At 71.8% G+C, this 17,853-nt stretch carries 15 protein-coding genes; 5 read left to right on the top strand and 10 right to left on the bottom strand.

Annotated elements, in window-relative coordinates:
- Positions 1-144: 144 nt before the first annotated feature.
- From OG462_RS17020 to OG462_RS17000, 5 genes are all read right to left on the bottom strand, one after another.
- The gene (locus OG462_RS17020) at positions 145-996 is read right to left on the bottom strand and encodes a siderophore-interacting protein (protein WP_406058444.1); all 852 of its coding nucleotides are present in this window, start codon (positions 994-996) and stop codon (positions 145-147) included.
- A 131-nt stretch (positions 997-1,127) separates the two neighbouring features.
- Complete coding sequence (locus OG462_RS17015; protein ID WP_406058443.1) at positions 1,128-2,288, bottom strand: acyl-CoA dehydrogenase family protein; 1,161 nt, start codon at positions 2,286-2,288, stop codon at positions 1,128-1,130.
- An 8-nt stretch (positions 2,289-2,296) separates the two neighbouring features.
- Positions 2,297-3,214, bottom strand: a complete 918-nt coding sequence (locus tag OG462_RS17010) for a hydroxymethylglutaryl-CoA lyase (protein ID WP_406066579.1) — start codon at positions 3,212-3,214, stop codon at positions 2,297-2,299.
- 17 nt (positions 3,215-3,231) lie between these two features.
- A complete protein-coding gene (locus OG462_RS17005) occupies positions 3,232-5,151 on the bottom strand; it encodes an acetyl/propionyl/methylcrotonyl-CoA carboxylase subunit alpha (RefSeq protein WP_406058442.1) in 1,920 nt (639 codons plus the stop codon).
- 16 nt (positions 5,152-5,167) lie between these two features.
- Entirely contained in the window at positions 5,168-6,775 is a 1,608-nt protein-coding gene (locus OG462_RS17000) for a carboxyl transferase domain-containing protein (RefSeq protein ID WP_406058440.1), read from the bottom strand.
- An 87-nt stretch (positions 6,776-6,862) separates the two neighbouring features.
- On the opposite strand from OG462_RS17000, the gene OG462_RS16995 reads away from it, so the two are divergent.
- Entirely contained in the window at positions 6,863-7,459 is a 597-nt protein-coding gene (locus OG462_RS16995; protein ID WP_406058438.1) for a TetR/AcrR family transcriptional regulator, read from the top strand.
- Positions 7,460-7,525: 66 nt separating this feature from the next.
- The gene (locus tag OG462_RS16990; RefSeq protein ID WP_406058436.1) at positions 7,526-8,299 is read left to right on the top strand and encodes a phosphatase; all 774 of its coding nucleotides are present in this window, start codon (positions 7,526-7,528) and stop codon (positions 8,297-8,299) included.
- Positions 8,300-8,334: 35 nt separating this feature from the next.
- On the opposite strand, the gene OG462_RS16985 is transcribed toward OG462_RS16990, so the two are convergent.
- The 4 genes from OG462_RS16985 to OG462_RS16970 form a co-directional block, all read right to left on the bottom strand.
- Positions 8,335-9,279 (bottom strand): cation diffusion facilitator family transporter, encoded by a 945-nt coding sequence (locus OG462_RS16985; RefSeq protein ID WP_406058435.1) that lies wholly within the window; start codon positions 9,277-9,279, stop codon positions 8,335-8,337.
- 23 nt (positions 9,280-9,302) lie between these two features.
- Complete coding sequence (gene tesB, locus OG462_RS16980; protein ID WP_406058433.1) at positions 9,303-10,172, bottom strand: acyl-CoA thioesterase II; 870 nt, start codon at positions 10,170-10,172, stop codon at positions 9,303-9,305.
- A 6-nt stretch (positions 10,173-10,178) separates the two neighbouring features.
- On the bottom strand, positions 10,179-11,336 hold the full coding sequence (locus tag OG462_RS16975) for an acyl-CoA dehydrogenase family protein (protein WP_406058431.1): 1,158 nt from the start codon (positions 11,334-11,336) through the stop codon (positions 10,179-10,181).
- 76 nt (positions 11,337-11,412) lie between these two features.
- Positions 11,413-12,531 carry a helix-turn-helix domain-containing protein gene (locus tag OG462_RS16970; RefSeq protein ID WP_406058430.1) on the bottom strand — a complete coding sequence of 373 codons (1,119 nt, stop codon included), beginning with the start codon at positions 12,529-12,531 and terminating at the stop codon, positions 11,413-11,415.
- 163 nt (positions 12,532-12,694) lie between these two features.
- On the opposite strand from OG462_RS16970, the gene OG462_RS16965 reads away from it, so the two are divergent.
- Together OG462_RS16965 and OG462_RS16960 are read left to right on the top strand one after the other, a co-directional pair.
- On the top strand, positions 12,695-13,303 hold the full coding sequence (locus OG462_RS16965) for a hypothetical protein (RefSeq protein WP_406058429.1): 609 nt from the start codon (positions 12,695-12,697) through the stop codon (positions 13,301-13,303).
- A gap of 196 nt (positions 13,304-13,499) precedes the next feature.
- On the top strand, positions 13,500-14,540 hold the full coding sequence (locus tag OG462_RS16960; protein ID WP_406058427.1) for a hypothetical protein: 1,041 nt from the start codon (positions 13,500-13,502) through the stop codon (positions 14,538-14,540).
- A 123-nt stretch (positions 14,541-14,663) separates the two neighbouring features.
- Here the strand turns inward: OG462_RS16960 and OG462_RS16955 are convergent, their stop codons facing one another.
- Positions 14,664-16,160, bottom strand: a complete 1,497-nt coding sequence (locus OG462_RS16955; RefSeq protein ID WP_406058425.1) for a PucR family transcriptional regulator — start codon at positions 16,158-16,160, stop codon at positions 14,664-14,666.
- A gap of 160 nt (positions 16,161-16,320) precedes the next feature.
- Here OG462_RS16955 and OG462_RS16950 point away from each other — a divergent pair, with 160 nt between their 5' ends.
- On the top strand, positions 16,321-17,796 hold the full coding sequence (locus OG462_RS16950; protein WP_406058423.1) for a sodium:solute symporter: 1,476 nt from the start codon (positions 16,321-16,323) through the stop codon (positions 17,794-17,796).
- Positions 17,797-17,853: the final 57 nt, after the last annotated feature.

The following is a 17,853-nucleotide window of genomic DNA, read 5'->3' as shown; positions in this document are numbered from 1 at the left end:
GAAAGGGGCGAGGGGCGACGCGGTGAAAACAAGGTTAGCCTAACCTAACTTTTCACGGCAGCGATCCCTCGCCCCTCACGTGTCACGGCAGTTGGCGGTCGCCATCGACCGGACTGTCCGCTTTTGGCGGGGTGTGCCCTGGGCTTACGCGTCTTCCTGCGTCTCGTCCGGGACCTCGCGCAGCGCGTCCTCGGACAGGCCCTTGCGCCAGTAGCCGACGAACGTCACCCGGCGGCGGTCGAGTTCACGGTCCCGCACGAAGTGCCGGCGCAGCGCCTTCACCGCGCCGGACTCGCCCGCGATCCAGACGTACGGGGCCTCCCCGGGCAGCTCGACCCCGCGCACCGCGTCCACGGCGGACGGCGCCCCCTCCTCGCGTACGAGCCAGGTGACGGTCGCGTCGGCCTGCGTCGCGAGCTCCGTACGGTCGCCCGAGTACGGCACCTCAAGGAACACCTGGGCGCGGGTCTCGGCCGGCAGCCACTCCAGGATCGCCGAGGCGGCCGGAAGGGCCGTCTCGTCCGCCCAGATCAGGACGGAGTCGGCGTCGCCGGGCAACTGGAAGCGGACACCGGTGTTCTCGGCGATCGCCGGGCCGAGGACGACCACCCGGTCGCCGGGGGTGGCGCGCGAGGCCCAACGGCAGGCGGGGCCGCCGTCCTCGTGGATCGCGAAGTCGATGTCGACCTCGTTCACCGGCTCGGTGCGCTGCTCGCGGACGGTGTACGAGCGCATCACGGCCCGTACGTCGTCGGGCATCGCGCGCCAGGCGCCGAGGATCGCGTACATGTCCGGGTTGTCGAGGGGAGGCATGGCGGGTGCCTCCTGGCCGGGGTGCGGCAGGAAGAGGGAGAGCGACTGGTCGCGGCCGCCGGCGGCGAAGTTCTTCAGCTCGTCCCCGGTGAAGGTGACGCGGACCAGGGACGGGCCGAGCCGCCGGGTCCGGTCCACCTGGAGGTGGAAGAACTGGAAGGGGGCGGTCTCGGGGTTCGTCATAAAAACATAGGTTAGCCTAACCTCATAAAGCGGGAGGGCCCGCCACCCCTCGGGGGTGGCGGGCCCTCTTCACCGGGTCGGCCGGGTCGGCCAGGTCGGCCGGCTCAGTCAAGTCGTCCGGGTCGGTCGGGTCAGGCCTGCAGACCCAACTCCCGCGCGATCAGCATCCGCTGGACCTCGCTCGTGCCCTCGCCGATCTCCAGGATCTTCGAGTCGCGCCACATGCGGGCCACCGGGTACTCGTTCATGAAGCCGTAGCCGCCGTGGATCTGGGTCGCCTCGCGGGCGTTGTCCACGGCCACCGTGGAGGAGTACAGCTTCGCGATCGCCGCCTCCTTCTTGAACGGCTCACCGAGCACCAGCCGCGAGGCAGCGTCCCGCCAGCCGATGCGGGCCATGTGCGCCCGCATCTCCATGTCGGCGATCTTGAACTGGATGGCCTGGTTGTCGCCGATCGGCCGGCCGAAGGCGTGACGTTCCTTCGCGTACTTCACCGACTCGTCCACACAGCCCTGCGCGAGCCCGGTCGCCAGGGCCGAGATCGCGACCCGGCCCTCGTCGAGGATCCGCAGGAACTGGGCGTAGCCACGGCCCTCTTCGCCGACCAGGTTCGCGGCGGGCACCCGGACGTCGGTGAAGGACAGCTCACGTGTGTCCGAGGCGTTCCAGCCGACCTTGGAGTACGGCGCGGCGACGGTGAAGCCCGGGGTGCCGGAGGGGACGATGATCGAGGAGATCAGCGGGCGGCCGTCGGGCTTGCGGCCGGTGACCGCCGTGACCGTCACCAGACCCGTGATGTCCGTACCGGAGTTGGTGATGAAGCACTTCGAACCGTTGATGACCCAGTCGTCGCCGTCGCGGACGGCGGTGGTGCGGGTGCCGCCGGCGTCACTGCCCGCGCCGGGCTCGGTCAGCCCGAAGGCGCCCAGGATCTCGCCCGAGCACATCCGGGGGAGCCACTCCCGCTTCTGCTCCTCGGTGCCGAAGAGGTGCAGGGGCATCGCGCCGAGCGACACCCCCGCCTCCAGGGTGATCGCGACGGACGAGTCGACCCGGGCCAGCTCCTCCAGGGCGATGCCGAGCGCCAGGTAGTCGCCGCCCATGCCGCCGTACTCCTCGGGGAACGGCAGCCCGAACAGGCCCATGCGGCCCATCTCACGGACGATCTCGTACGGGAACTCGTGCCGCTCGTAGTAGTCGCCGATCTTCGGCGCCACGACATCGTGCGCGAACGCCTCGACGGTACGGCGGAGTTCCTCGTGCTCTGTGGAGAGCCGGTGGTCGAGGGACATGGGAATCGTCACTCCTTGTGGGAGAGGGCACGGACGGTACGGGAGGGGCTGGGCCTACCCAGCTGTTCGGCCATCCACGCGCTCGTGGCGGTGAGGTCGGCCAGATCGACCCCGGTCTCGATGCCGAGGCCGTCGAGCATCCACACGAGATCCTCGGTGGCGAGATTGCCCGTCGCGCTCTTCGCGTACGGGCAGCCACCGAGGCCGCCTGCCGAGGCGTCGACGGTGGTCACACCGTGGCGGAGGGCGGCGAGGGTGTTGGAGAGGGCCTGGCCGTAGGTGTCGTGGAAGTGCACGGCGAGACGGTGGGTGGGGACGCCGGCGCCGTTGAGCGCGGTCAGCAGTGCTTCGACGTGCCCGGGGGTGGCGACGCCGATCGTGTCCCCGAGGCTCAGCTCGTCGCAGCCCATCTCGGCCAGGGCCTTGGTGACCCGGACGACCTGCTCGATCGGGACGGCGCCCTCCCAGGGGTCGCCGAAGCACATGGACAGATAGCCGCGGACCTTCAGCCCGGCCTCTATGGCGCGGGTGACCGTCGGGGCGAAGAGCGCGAGGGCCTCGTCGACGGTCCGGTTGAGATTGGCCTTCGCGAAGGACTCGGTGGCCGAGGCGAAGACGGCGATCTCGCGGGCGCCGAGGGCGAGGGCGCGGTCGAGACCGCGCTCGTTCGGCACGAGGACGGGGAGACGGACGGGCAGGTCGCGGACGAGCGGGAACAGGTCCTCCGCGTCGGCCAGTTGGGGCACCCACTTGGGGTGCACGAAACTGGTCGCCTCGACGGTGGAGAGCCCGGCGGCGGCCAGCCGCCGGATGAACTCCGCCTTGACGTCGGTCGGGACGGCGCCCTTCTCGTTCTGCAGCCCGTCGCGGGCGCCGACCTCGTGGATCCGGACGCGGGCGGGCAGCGCGGGATCGGGGACGACCATGGGCAGTCCTGCGGCGGTCACGCTTCCTCCCGGGGGGCGACGACGGCCAGGATCTGGTCCATGGCGACGGTGCTACCGGGCGTGACGTCCAGCTCGGTGACGGTGCCGGCGTGCGGGGCGGAGATGACGTGCTCCATCTTCATCGCCTCGACGACGAGCAGACTCTGCCCGGCCTCGACCTCGTCCCCGACGGCCACCTTGACGACGGTCACGGTCCCGGGCATGGGAGCGGCGAGCGTGTCGGCGCCACCGTGCTTCGCCCCGCTGAGCGCGGCCTCGACGGGGTCGTGGTCCATGACGTGCCAGGAGTCCCCGTCACGGCCCAGCCAGTTGCCGGCGCGGTGGAAGTGATGGGCGATGCCGTCCACCGTGACCGTCACCGACGTGCCGGTGACGCGGGCGGAGGCCGGCGCCTCGACCATGACGGGTTCCAGTCCCGCCACCCGTACGGGGAAGGGGAGCGGGGCAGGGCTGCCGCCCAGGCGCCAGCCGCTCGGCACCGAGAACGGGTCGGTCCAGCCGTCCCGGGGTGCCGGGGCCAGCTCCGCGAGCCGTACGGCCGCGGCCGCCGCGTACACCTCCTCCGGGACGCCCTCGGGGATCAGGCTCTCCGCGTCCCGTTCCACCAGGCCCGTGTCCAGGGCGCCGGAGACGACGTCAGGGTGGGCCAGGAGGCGGCGCAGGAAGCCCGCGTTCGTCGGGACTCCCAGGGTCACCGTGTCCGCCAGGGCCGCGCGGAGGCGGCGGAGGGCCGTCGGGCGGTCCGGGGCGTGGACGATGACCTTCGACAGCATCGGGTCGTAGAGGGACGAGACCTCCGTACCCTCCGACAGGCCCGAGTCCGTGCGGACCCCGGCGCCGGAAGGCTCGTTCAGGGCCAGGACCGTGCCGCCCGAGGGCAGGAAGCCCCGGGAGGGGTCTTCCGCGCAGATGCGCGCCTCGATCGCCCAGCCCGTGAGGGTGATGTCCTCCTGGGTGAAGGGGAGCGGCTCGCCCGCCGCCACCCTCAGCTGCCACTCCACCAGGTCCACGCCGGTGATCAGCTCGGTCACCGGGTGCTCGACCTGGAGGCGGGTGTTCATCTCCATGAAGTAGTACGAGGAGGGGTCGCCGCCGGGGACGATGAACTCGACCGTGCCCGCGCCCACGTATCCGCAGGACCGCGCCGCCTCGACCGCCGCCGCACCCATCGATGCCCGGATCTCCGGGGTCAGCAGGACGCTCGGCGCCTCCTCGATGATCTTCTGGTGGCGGCGCTGGAGCGAGCACTCGCGCTCGCCCAGGTGGATCACGTTGCCGTGGGCGTCCGCCAGGACCTGGATCTCGATGTGCCGCGGGCGGTCGATCCACCGCTCCACGAGCAGCGTGTCGTCGCCGAAGGAGGAGCGCGCCTCGCGACGGGCGGACGCGATCTCGTCCGTCAGCGTCGACAGGTCGCGCACCAGCCGCATGCCCTTGCCGCCGCCGCCCGCGCTCGGCTTGAGGAGCACGGGTGCGCCCAGCTCGCGGGCGGCCGCCTCGAGGTCGGGGTCGGCGGCGCCCGGGACGACCGGGACACCCGCCGCCTTCACCGTCTCCTTCGCCCGGATCTTGTCGCCCATCAGGGAGATCGCGGAGGCCGGCGGGCCGATGAACGCCAGGCCCGCGTCGGCGCACGCCCGCGCGAAGCCCGCGTTCTCCGCGAGGAACCCGTAGCCGGGGTGGACCGCCTGCGCACCCGTCCGGCGCGCCGCGTCGAGGAGCGCCTCCACCGACAGGTACGACTCGGAGGCCGGCGGCGGGCCGATCCGTACCGCCGTGTCCGCCTCCCGTACGTGCCGGGCGTCGGCGTCGGCGTCGCTGTACACCGCCACCGAACGCACACCGAGCGCCCGCAGCGTGCGGATGACCCGGACCGCGATCTCGCCGCGATTCGCGACGAGCACTGTGTCGAACATGGACGTCCTCACACCCTCACATCCGGAAGACGCCGAACTGGGGGTCTCCCAGGGGCGCGTTGGCACAGGCGGTCAGGGCGAGTCCGAGGACCTGCCGGGTCTCCATCGGGTCGATGACCCCGTCGTCCCAGAGCCGGGCGGTCGCGTAGTAGGCGTTGCCCTGGCTGTCGTACTGCTCGCGGATCGGGGCCTTGAAGGCCTCTTCCTCGTCCGCGCTCCACCCGTCGCCGAGCTGGTCGCGCTTGACGGTCGCGAGGACGGACGCGGCCTGCTCGCCGCCCATGACCGAGATCTTGGCGTTCGGCCACATCCACAGGAAGCGCGGGGAGTACGCCCGGCCGCACATCGAGTAGTTGCCCGCGCCGTACGAACCGCCGACGACGACCGTCAGCTTCGGGACCCGGGTGGTGGCGACGGCCGTGACCATCTTGGCGCCGTGCTTGGCGATGCCACCGTGTTCGTACGCCTTGCCGACCATGAAGCCGGTGATGTTCTGCAGGAAGACCAGCGGAATGCCGCGCTGGTCGCACAGTTCGATGAAGTGCGCGCCCTTCTGGGCGGACTCGGCGAACAGGATGCCGTTGTTGGCGACGATCCCGACCGGGTGGCCGTGGATCCGGGCGAAGCCGGTGATCAGCGTCTGCCCGTACTCGGACTTGAACTCCTGGAAGCGGGAGCCGTCCACGACCCGGGCGATGACCTCGCGCACGTCGTAGGGGGTACGGGAGTCCACCGGCACCGCGCCGTACAGCCCGGCCGGGTCCACCTTCGGCTCCTCGGCCGGCTCGACCGACCAGGGGAGCGCACCGCGCTCGGGGAGCGTCGCGACGATGTTCCGGACGATGCGCAGGGCGTGCGCGTCGTCCTCGGCGAGATGGTCGGTGACGCCGGAGATCCGGGAGTGGACCTCGCCGCCGCCGAGCTCCTCCGCCGTGACGACCTCACCGGTCGCGGCCTTCACCAGCGGCGGACCGCCGAGGAAGATCGTGCCCTGGTTCCGTACGATCACGGCCTCGTCGCTCATCGCCGGCACGTACGCGCCACCGGCCGTGCACGAACCGAGGACCGCCGCGATCTGCGGGATGCCCGCGCCGGACATCCGGGCCTGGTTGTAGAAGATCCGGCCGAAGTGCTCCCGGTCGGGGAAGACCTCGTCCTGCATCGGCAGGAAGGCGCCGCCCGAGTCGACCAGGTAGAGGCAGGGGAGACGGTTCTCCAGCGCCACCTCCTGGGCGCGGAGGTGCTTCTTCACCGTCATCGGGTAGTACGTGCCGCCCTTGACCGTCGCGTCGTTGGCGACGATCACGCACTCGCGGCCCGAGACCCGGCCGATGCCCGCGATGACCCCGGCCGCCGGTGCCGCGTCGCCGTACATGCCGTGCGCCGCGAGCGGGGCCAGCTCCAGGAAGGGTGAGCCGGGGTCGAGCAGGGTGTCCACCCGGTCCCTCGGCAGCAGCTTCCCGCGCGCGGTGTGCCGGTCGCGCGCCCTCTCGCCGCCGCCGAGCGCGGCGGCGGCGAGCTTGGCGCGCAGGGTCGCGGCCAGCTCGTGGTGTGCCGCCTCGTTCGCCTGCCAGGCCGGCGAGGCGGGATCCGCCGCACTCGCCAGCACAGGTGCCTGCTGCATCCCTCGAGCTCCCTTGCTCGGTTAATGAGCGTTAACGTATGCCGTTCAGGTTAACGACCGCTAACCGGGTTGTCTAGAATCGAATCCATGACCACGACCCCGACCGCCACCAGCAGGACCGATGCCCCGACGCGGCGCGAGCAGATCCTCAAGGAGGCCGCCCGCCTCTTCGCCGAGCGCGGCTTCCACGGCGTGGGCGTGGACGAGATAGGGGCCGCCGTCGGCATCAGCGGCCCCGGCCTCTACCGCCACTTCCCCGGCAAGGACGCGATGCTCGCCGAGCTCCTCGTCGGCATCAGCGAGCGGCTCCTCGACGGCGGTCGCCTGCGGGTCGGCGAAACCACCGGCGACCCCGAGGCCCTGCTCGGCGCGCTCATCGACGGGCACATCGACTTCGCCCTCGACGACCGGCCGCTGATCACCCTGCACGACCGGGAACTGGACCGGCTCAAGGACGAGGACCGCAAGCGGGTACGGCAGCTTCAGCGGCAGTACGTGGAGCTGTGGGTGACGGTGGTGCGGGAGCGGTACCCGGACGCGTCCGAGAGCGAGGTGCGGACGGCCGTCCACGCGGTGTTCGGACTGCTGAACTCGACGCCGCACCTGGCCGCGCTCGGTCGCGGCCCGATGGAAGACCTGCTGCGACGGCTCGCCCACGGGGCCTTCGGGGCGCTCGAAGGCTAGAACGGGGCGGGTCCACGGGACGGAACGATTGCCCAGAACAGCGGGGCTTCCTCCAGAATGAACCCCATGCCGATACTCAGTCGCCCCGCCCTTGTCGAGCACCTCGTCCGCGCCCGGATCGCGGGAGACGTCGCCACCCCGCGCGACAACAACCTCTCCCACTACCGCAAGCTCGCCAACGGCGACCGGCACTACTGGCTCGGACTTGAGCTCGGTGACCGCTGGACCGACGAGCAGGACGTGCTCGCCGTGATGGCCGAGCGTTGCGGTGTCATCGACGATCCCGCCCACCGCGTCGGCCAGGACACCATCGACCCCGAGCTCACCGTGGACGGCCTGGAGCGGATGGCCGCCCGGCTGCGCAAGGCCGCCGCCGGCAAGGAGCGGGTCCTCTTCGCGACCGGTCACCCCGGTGCGCTGATCGACGTGCACAGCCGGGTCGCCGCCGCGCTGCGCGCGCAGGGCTGCGACATCGTCAGGATTCCCGGGGGTCTCGTGGCCGACGAGGGGTACGTCGTGCAGTTCGCGGACGTCGCCGTCTTCGAGCGCGGCGCGAGCCTCTGGCACACCCACTCCCCGGAGCCGATGAACGCCATCCTGGACGCGCTCGGCGAGGACGGCCGCCCCGATCTGGTGATCGCGGACCACGGCTGGGCCGGGCGCGCGGGCCAGCGCGGGATCGACTCCGTCGGCTACGCGGACTGCAACGACCCCGCCCTCTTCATCGGTGAGGCCGAGGGCACGATGCAGGTCACGATCCCGCTCGACGACCACGTCATCGACCCGCGCTTCTACGAGCCGATGACGGCGTACACGCTGGACGCGGCGGGCCTCGCCTGACAAGCCCGGGGCCCGGCCCGATCGACAGGACACCCCTAGTCCGGCGTCCTGTTCCGCCGCTGCTCCACGCCCGGCGTCGGGTCCAGGTAGACGCGGCGGATCGATGGGAAGCGTTCGCGGAGTTGGTCCTCGGCGTCCTCGCAGGCCCACTCCACCTGCTCCGCCGAGGAGACGTCCCGGAAGTCGACCTTCGCGGCGATCAGGACCTCGCCGGGTCCCTGGATGAGCGTGGTGAGATCGAGGACGTCCACGATGTGCGGGACGGAGAGCAGCTCCTCGCGGACCTCGGCCCGCACGTGCTTCGGCAGCGGCCGGCCGATGAGGAGTTCGGCGTTGGAGCGGCCCAGCACCCAGGCCACGTACACGAGCAGCACGCCGATGAGGATCGAGGCGACGCCGTCCCAGACGGCGGAGCCGGTGATCTGGACGCCGAGGAGGCCGCCCGCCGCCAGCATGAGTCCGCAGAGGGCGGCGGAGTCCTCCATGACCACCGCCTTGACGGTGGTGTCCGGGGTGAGCCGCAGATAGCGGGCGAACGGGGTCCGGGCCCGTTCCGCCTCGGCCTGGACCTGTCTGACGCCGGTCCGCAGGGAGTAGCCCTCCAGGACGAAGGCGACGCCGAGGACGATGTACGAGACGAGCGGGTCGCCCAGTTCCTCGCCGTGGGTGAGGGTGTGGATGCCGTCGTAGACGGAGAAGACCGCGCCGCCGACGAAGGTGGCGACGGCCGCGAGCAGGGCCCAGACGTAGCGCTCGCCCGCGTATCCGACGGGGTGGTCCTCGTCGGCCGGCTTGTCGCTCCGCTTGAGCGCGGTGAGCAGCATGACCTCGGTGACGGTGTCGGCGACCGAGTGGGCGGCCTCCGACAGCATCGCGCTGGATCCGCTGATGACACCGGCGACGGCCTTGGCGGCGGCGATCCCCAGATTCGCCACCGCCGCCACGATCACCGTGAACGTACTCTCGCCCTGTTCCGCCATGCATCGGACGGTATGTCCGATCATCAGCGCGGAACGCGAACGACACCCTCCTGGATCACCGAGATCGCCAGCTTGCCGTCCTGGGTCCAGATCCTGGCCTGGCCGAGGCCGCGCCCGCCTGCGGCGGACGGCGACTCCTGGTCGTACAGCAGCCATTCGTCGGCCCGGAACGGCCGGTGGAACCACATCGCGTGGTCGAGGGAGGCCCCGACCACGTCCCCGACGGCCCAGCCGCCCCGCCCGTGCGCGAGCAGCACGGAGTCGAGCAGCGTCATGTCGGAGACGTACGTGGCGAGGACGACGTGCAGCAGGGGGTCGTCGGCGAGCTTGCCGTTGGTACGGAACCAGACCTGGGAGCGCGGCTCGCGCGGCTGCCCGACCGAGCCCCAGGGCGGTACCTCGGCGTACCGCAGGTCCACCGCCGCGCGGGCCTCGATCAGCCGGTCCGCGACCTCGCGGGGGAGGTGGCGGGGCAGCATCTCGGCCGGTGAGGGGAGTGATTCCGGGTCGGGGGCCGGGGGCATGTCCGACTGGTGGTCGAGCCCCTCCTCGTACGCCTGGAAGGAGGCGGAGAGGTGGAATATCGGCTGGCCGTGCTGGACGGCGACGACCCGGCGGGTGGTGAAGGAGCGTCCGTCGCGGATGCGGTCGACCGTGTAGACGATCGGCGCGCCCGGGTCCCCGGGGCGCAGGAAGTACGCGTGCAGGGAGTGCGCGAGACGGTCTTCCGGTACCGTCCGGCCCGCCGCCACCAGCGCCTGGGCGGCCACCTGGCCGCCGAAGACGCGGGGGACGAGCGCGGAGCGGGACTCGCCCCGGAAGATGTCCCGCTCGATCCGCTCCAGGTCGAGCAGATCGAGCAGGCCATCCAGGGCGCTGTGCGCTTCGGGCACCTGGACCTACAGGCCCATCGACTTGGCGATGATCGACTTCATGATCTCGCTGGTGCCGCCGTAGATGCGGTTGACGCGGTTGTCGGCGTACAGGCGCGCGATCGGGTACTCGTTCATGTAGCCGTAGCCGCCGTGCAGCTGGAGGCAGCGGTCGATGACGCGGTGCGCGACCTCGGTGGTGAAGAGCTTGGCGCTCGCGGCCTCGGCCGGGGACAGCTCGCCCGCGTCCAGGGCCTCCAGGGCGCGGTCGGCGACGGCCTCGGCGGCGTCGACCTCGGCCTGGCAGGCGGCCAGCTCGAACTTGGTGTTCTGGAAGTGCGCGACCGGCTTGCCGAAGACGGTGCGGTCCTGCACGTACTCCTTGGCGAACCGGACGGCGGCCTTGGCCTGGGCGTAGGCGCCGAAGGCGATGCCCCAGCGCTCGGAGGCCAGGTTGTGGCCGAGGTAGGAGAAGCCCTTGCCCTCCTCGCCGAGGAGGTCCTCGACGGGCACCTTGACGTCGACGAAGGCCAGCTCGGCCGTGTCGGAGGTGCGCAGGCCCAGCTTGTCCAGCTTGCGGCCGATGGAGTAGCCCTCGGACTTCGTGTCCACGGCGAAGAGGGAGATGCCGAAGCGGCGGTCCTCGGCCGTCGGGGCGGAGGTGCGGGCGCAGACGATCACGCGGTCGGCGTGGACGCCACCGGTGATGAAGGTCTTGGAGCCGTTGAGGACGTAGTGCGTGCCGTCCTCGGAGAGCTTGGCGGTGGTCTTCATGCCCGCGACGTCGGAGCCGGTGCCCGGCTCGGTCATCGCGAGGGCCCACATCTCCTCGCCGGTGACGAACTTCGGCAGGTAGCGCTTCTTCTGGTCGCCGGTGGCGAGCATCTTGATGTACGGCAGGGCGAGCAGCACGTGGACGCCGGAGCCGCCGAACTGCACACCCGCGCGCGAGGTCTCCTCGTAGAGGACGGCCTCGAACTTGTGGGTGTCCAGGCCCGCACCGCCGAACTCCTCGGGCACGTTGATGCCGAAGATGCCCAGCTCGCCGAGCTTGTCGTAGAACTCGCGCGGCGCCTGGCCGGCCGCGAACCACTCGTCGTAGACCGGGACGACCTCGGCCTCGATGAAGGCGCGGATGGTCTCCCGGAACGCCTCGTGGTCCTCGTTGAATACGGTACGGCGCACGGTGCGGCTCCTCCGATGTGCGGGCCCAGTTGTCTAAGCGCTTGCTCAGTCTTTCGTCAACGAAGTTACCCAGCAGTCACCCACCCTGTCCAGACTTCTCGCCTGTGATCCAGGCCCGCCCCGCGGAGTCGTACACGTACACGGGCCGCCCCTTCGCCCCGCTCGTCCGAAAGGGTGCGCCGTCCTCGTCCCCGATCCGGACCGTGCCCCGGCGCCCCTCCGAGCTCCACTCCAGCTCCAGGTACCAGCGGCAGTCGCACCCCGCCGCCCCCGCCGAGACCAGCAGCTCCTCCGGCTCGGCGGCGCTGACCGCGTACGGGAAGGAGACCGCCGGGAGCGTCCGGCCCTCCTGCCCGGAGGCGTCGTACCCGTCCAGCGCCCGCGCCACCGGCCGCGGCCGGTCCAGGTCCACCTCGAAACGGCGCGGCGTCACCGCCCCACCGCACCCGTCGTCCATTCGGTACGCCGCCCACGGCAGCGGCGCGCCCCGGTCCACCACCCGCACGTGCAGCGCCTGGAGCACCACCGCCGCCGCGCTCTTCCCCTGTACCGACACCCGCACCAGCGTCTCCCTGCCGTCCACGGCCCCCTGCGCCGCCGCCCAGCTCCGCGCGTCGGCCGCCTCCGGCGGGGGAGGGGGCGTCCGCTCCACGAGGTAGGTGTGCCCGCATCCGTTCTTCCAGATGTCCGAGGCGACCGTCCACGTCAGCGGCGCCGGTGGTTCGGCGGCCCGCTCCCGGGTCTTCCCGGGCAGGAGTACGGCTCCGAGCGTCACCGTCCCCGCGACCGCCAGCGCCCCGCAGACCACGCTCACCCACCCCCACCGGCGCCTCCGCCGCTCGGGCGGGAGGCCCGGCACGCGCGTGTGCACGGGTTCCGGCTCGGGCTCGGGCGCCGCCTCCGGGGCCGGCGCGGGCTCCGGGCCGGGCTCGGGCGCCGGAGGGCGGCGGGCCCCGTCCGCGCGGGTCCAGGCCACCTCCAGGGCCCGCCGCTCCTCCTCGTCCGCCCCGCACAGCAGGGCGAGGCGGTCCACCACGGCGAACTCCTCCGGGACGGTCGCGCCGGAGCAGTAGCGGTGGAGGGTGGACGCGCTGACGCTCAGGCGCCGGCCCAGCGCCTCGTAACTCCTCCCGTCCCGCGCCTTCAGCGCGCGCACGAGTCGCGCGAACTCCTCGACGGCGGCGTCCTTCGGCATTCCATCCCCCTCGCCCCTGCGTCCCACCCTTCACGTCCTTGCACGTCAGCGGGGGTGGAATGGTTCCGGGACGGACGGTGGGCGCGTCACCGTTGCAGGCGGCGGGCGCCGGCCCGACGCTGGTCGAGCACTGACCGAACGACCCGACGGGGGATCCACCACCATGAACAAGCTCCGTACCGCACTCGCCACCGCCGCCGCTGCCGCCCTGGGCCTCGCGGCCCTCGCCACGGCCCCGGCGCAGGCCGCTGCCCAGCCCGCCTTCCTCGCCGCCTCCCAGATGCCGCCGTCGTCGACGCCGTGGACCGCCACCCAGGTCTTCACCGGCATTCCGGAGAACGGCGGCGCCCTCTGCGCCCCGTACAAGATCCCGGCGCAGAACACCCGCTACCGCGAGTTCAGCACCGAGCTCGACACCAACGGCGTCCAGATCACCACCGTCGCCCGCACCGAGGCCGACGCCGTGAAGCTGGTCGACACCCTCCGCAAGGCCCTCGCCGGCTGCGGGCCCCTGCTGGAGCGGCAGAACCCGGGCCTGCACGCCGTCAGCGCCTCCCACGGCAAGGTCGCCGTCGAGGAGGGCGCCTGGGTCTACAGCCTGGACACCGCCGACCCGGAGGTCGGCAACACCGACATCCACCTCTTCTCGGTGGGCCGTGACGGCCGGACCGTCACGTACGTCCGGTGGGGTCAGATGGGCGACCTGAAGGACGCACCGCTGACGGCCTTCAAGGCGACGACCCGTACCGCCGCGAACAAGCTCTGGTCCTGACGCAGCGTCATCCTGGCGGATGCCGAACTACTCAGAGTGACAGTCAAGTCGCTGAATACCTCCCTTCGGGCGATACTGGGAGGTGAGCTGAGCTTCCGACGTCGGCACGCTCGTGGGTCGAGCCGAGCTGCCCATCCGTCATCAGACCGGTACCGGTCGGGGGGACCGTTTCGTATGTGATGCGAAAGGACGCGTCATGGAACTCGAATCCCTCCCTCTCGAATCCCTGCCCGATGAGGTCGTCGCCCAGATCGAGGTACGGGACCGCTGGAGGCGTGCAACGGCCGCCGGTGGCCTGGAGTTCCTCATCACCGACATCGGGAAGTGGCCCCTGGGCAAGACGGTGCGGGTCGCGTTCCTCGACGGGAACGACCAGCTGCACGCGGACATCGCCGGAGCGACGAAGCAGATCACCGACACCTGCAACCTGACACTCGACTTCGGGCAGAACGGCGGGGGTGGAACGTTCCGGCGATGGACCGAGGCCGATACCGCCCTCGCCGCCGAGATCAGGGTCAGCTTCGACCTGCCGGGCTTCTTCTCCCTGGTGGGCACCGACAGCACGGACAGTGCCATCGGCGCGGGAGGTGGCGAGGTCGGCGGCAACCCCGGCCAGCGCAGCCTGAACCTCGGACGGTTCGTGTCGAACAGGCCCGCCCAGTGGGAGGGCACCGTGCGGCACGAGTTCCTGCACGCACTGGGGTTCCACCACTCCCACCAGAACATGCGCGGCACCTGCGAGGGCGAGTTCCGCTGGGAGGACGAGGTCGGGTACGTCCCCACGCAGGACCCGTCCGGTGTCTTCGTGGCGGACGCCCAGGGCCGGCGCCCCGGCATCTACACCTTCCTCGCGGGTGAGCCGAACAAGTGGCCGCGCGCGAAGGTGGATCACAACCTGCGCACCGTGGATTCCCCGGATCTCGTCGCCGGGCCCTTCGACACGAAGTCCGTGATGCTGTACCGGTTCCCGACGTTCTTCTACAAGTCCACCCCCAGCAGCTGCGCGCCGACCGGTAACGGGCAGAGCCTGTCGGACGGCGACAAGCGCGGGCTCGACCTGCTGTACCCGCACACCATGGGCGCGTTGGCGGACCGTCAGGCCCGGGCCGACGCGGTCCTGGAGTCGCTCGGGGCCGGTCCTGAGGGCGTTCCCGGTGCGAACGGCGGCGACCTGGCCGAGGCGTACCGCAGCCGGGTCGAGGAGCTGGCCGCCGCCCAGGCCGCGGGCGTCCACTGACCCGGTGCTCTTCGTCGAGGACGACTTCTTCGACGTCACGGCACCGGCGGCGGAGGGTTCGGCCGAGGGCATGGCCCGCGCCTGACAGCCTCGGTCGGGTGAACGACCCCTCGGCCTCGCCCCTCACCGGGACTTGAGCGCGAACCACAGCTCCATCCGGACGTCCGGGTCGTCCAGGTCCCGGTCAAGGAGCCGGGCACAGCGGGCGATCCGCTGCCGGACGGTGTTGCGGTGGATGTCCATCGCCGCCGCCGTCCGGTCCCAGCTGCCGTGCAGGGACAGCCAGGTGCGCAGGGTCTCCCCGAGGGGTTCCGTCAGCGGGGCGAGCAGTGCGCGGGCGTGGGCGGCCGCCTCGTCCGGGTCCACCAGTGCGGCGATCCCTCCCGGGCGGTGCCGGACCAGGGGTGTCCGGGTGGCCTCCGCCCGGCGCAGGGCCCGCGCCGCCTGCGCGTCGGCGGCGGCGAGTTCCGCCGCCTCGGCGGGGGCGCTCGCGCCGAGCGTCCAGCCTTCCTGGGAGGTGACGGCGGCGGAGGACGGCACGAGCAGACGTACGGTTCCGGGGTCGGCGTCTCCGCCCGCGCCCGTACCCGCACCCGCGTCCGCGTGCGCACCCGCGTCCACCAGCGGCGTCCCCAGCGCCGCCGCCAGGCTCGCCGCCGCGAACGGCGTGCCGTCGCCGCCCGTGGCGTGGACCACCGTCCACGGGCCCGGGCCCAGGGTGCTCGCGACCTCGGCCGGGGCCGCGCCGAGCAGCAGCCGGACCAGGGCCCCGTCCCGTACGGTCACGTCCGCGCCCCGGTGCGGGGCCGTCAGCAGGGAGAGCAGGACGACCGCGACACCCGCGATCGTGTGGTCCCCGGGGCCGCGCCGTTCCGTCGCCACCCCGAGCGTCAGCCCGTCCCCGCCGCCGAGCGCGTACGCGGCGAGCCGGAGTCCGCCGCCGTCCCCGCTCGCCGAGGCCGGGCCGCCCGGGCGCGGGCCGAGGACCCCCGCGAGCTCGCGCAGTGCCCGCGCCGCCTCCGCCGGCACCTCCCGGCCGGCCGCCACCGACTCCGTACCGTCCGTCCCGAAGAGCACCGCCCGCCCCGCGAGCCGCGAGGCGAGGGCGCCGAGCACCGCCGGGACCGGGGCCGGCCTGGCCGCGGCCGCCGCCAGGGACTGCTGCGCCTCCGTGACCCGGCGCAGCTCGTGCAGCCGCGCTTCCGCCATCAGCCGCCACAGCGCCCGCGCCACCGCCGTGAACGGGGTTTTCGGCGGCACCTCGACCAGCGGAAGCCCGTGCCGGGCGCAGGCCTCGACGAGCTCCGCCGGGACCGTGTCGTACACCGGCGTCACCCCGAAGGCGAGTGCCGCCGCCCCCGCCTCCACCACCCGCTCCACGTAGTGCGCCGGATCGGTGAGCAGCACGCCCGCCGTCATGAGGAGCTCACCGCCGAGGAGGTACGGATACGGGTCGGCCATCTCCGAGGTGTGCACCCAGTGGATCGAGACGTCCTCGGGCCCGGCGAGCAGCCGCAGCCCGAGGTCCCGGCGGGCGAGCAGCGCGGCCAGGGAGACGGGTGGTGCGGGAGGAGTGGAGGCGGGCTCGGCGGAGGTCATGGTCATGGACCCTTCGTACATCCCCCGCCCGGACAGTGGAGGAAACGTACACTTCTACGTCGCTTTCCGGCCACCTACTGTCATGGCATCCAGAGGCCGCGGGTACGGGCGGATGTCCCCGCGATCAGCATCTGGTCACTCCCCTGCACGACACGCCACCGAGGTGAACGAAGGAGGGCCCATGGCCGTCGACTACACAGTGATCGTCCTGTACTTGGCCGGCATGCTCGCGATGGGCTGGTGGGGCATGCGCCGCGCCAAGTCCAAGAGCGAGTTCCTGGTCGCCGGACGTCGCCTCGGCCCCTGGATGTACTCCGGGACGATGGCCGCCATCGTCCTCGGCGGCGCCTCCACCATCGGCGGCGTCGGCCTCGGCTACAAGTACGGCCTCTCCGGCGCCTGGATGGTCTTCGCCATCGGCCTCGGCCTGCTCGCGCTGAGCGTCTTCTTCTCCGCCCGCATCGCCCGGCTGAAGGTCTACACCGTCTCCGAGATGCTCGACCTGCGCTACGGCGGCAGGGCCGGCGTCATCTCGGGCGTCGTCATGTGGGCGTACACGCTGATGCTCGCGGTCACCTCGACCATCGCGTACGCCACGATCTTCGACGTCCTCTTCGACCTGCCCCGGACCGTCGCGATCGTCCTCGGCGGCACCATCGTCGTCGCCTACTCGACGCTCGGCGGCATGTGGTCCATCACCATCACCGACATGGTGCAGTTCGTGGTGAAGACCGTCGGCGTGCTGCTCCTGCTGCTGCCGATCGCCGTCGTCAAGGCGGGCGGCTTCGCCGAGATGAAGGCCGCGCTGCCCACCTCGTACTTCGAGCCCCTCGGCATCGGCGGCGAGACGATCTTCACGTACGTGCTGATCTACACCTTCGGCATGCTCATCGGCCAGGACATCTGGCAGCGGGTCTTCACCGCCCGCACCGACAAGGTCGCCAAGTGGGGCGGCACCGTCGCCGGCACCTACTGTCTCGCGTACGCCCTGGCCGGAGCCGTCATCGGTACGGCGGCGAAGGTGCTCTACCCGAAGCTGCCCAGCGCCGACGACGCCTTCGCGACCATCGTCAAGGACGAGCTGCCGATGGGTGTCCGGGGCCTGGTCCTCGCCGCCGCGCTCGCCGCCGTCATGTCCACCTCCTCGGGCGCCCTCATCGCCTGCGCCACCGTCGCCAACAACGACATCTGGTCGAAGCTGCGGGGGCTGACCGCGAAGAACGGCGACGACCACGACGAGGTGAAGGGCAACCGCCTCTTCATCCTGATCATGGGCATCGCCGTCATCCTCATCGCCATCGCCCTCAACGACGTCGTCCAGGCCCTCACCGTCGCCTACAACCTGCTGGTCGGCGGGCTCCTCGTGCCGATCCTCGGCGGGCTGCTCTGGCGCCGTGGCACGGTCCAGGGCGCCCTCGCCGCGGTCACCGTCGGAGGCCTGACCGTCATTGGCCTGATGTGGGCTTACGGAATCCTTGCAAATGAGCCTGTTTACTATGGTTTGTTGGCCTCGCTCGCCGCATATGTGATCGTTTCCCTGGCGACCCGCCCGACGGACGCCGCCGTGCTCGCGCACTGGCGCGCCCGCCTCGCGGGCCGGGAGACCCCCGAAGCCGACCCGACGCCGGAGACCGTGCCGGCCGCCGTGACCGGCTGACCGCACCAAGACTCCCGGCCGGGGCCCCGAGACCCGGGGCCCCCGACCGGACCACCG

Origin of the sequence: Streptomyces sp. NBC_01077 (assembly GCF_045162855.1) — a bacterium.
In the GTDB taxonomy this organism is placed as follows: Bacteria; Actinomycetota; Actinomycetes; order Streptomycetales; family Streptomycetaceae; genus Streptomyces.
Note: the sequence above shows the minus strand (reverse complement) of the source record. Positions and strands in the feature narration are given on the sequence as shown.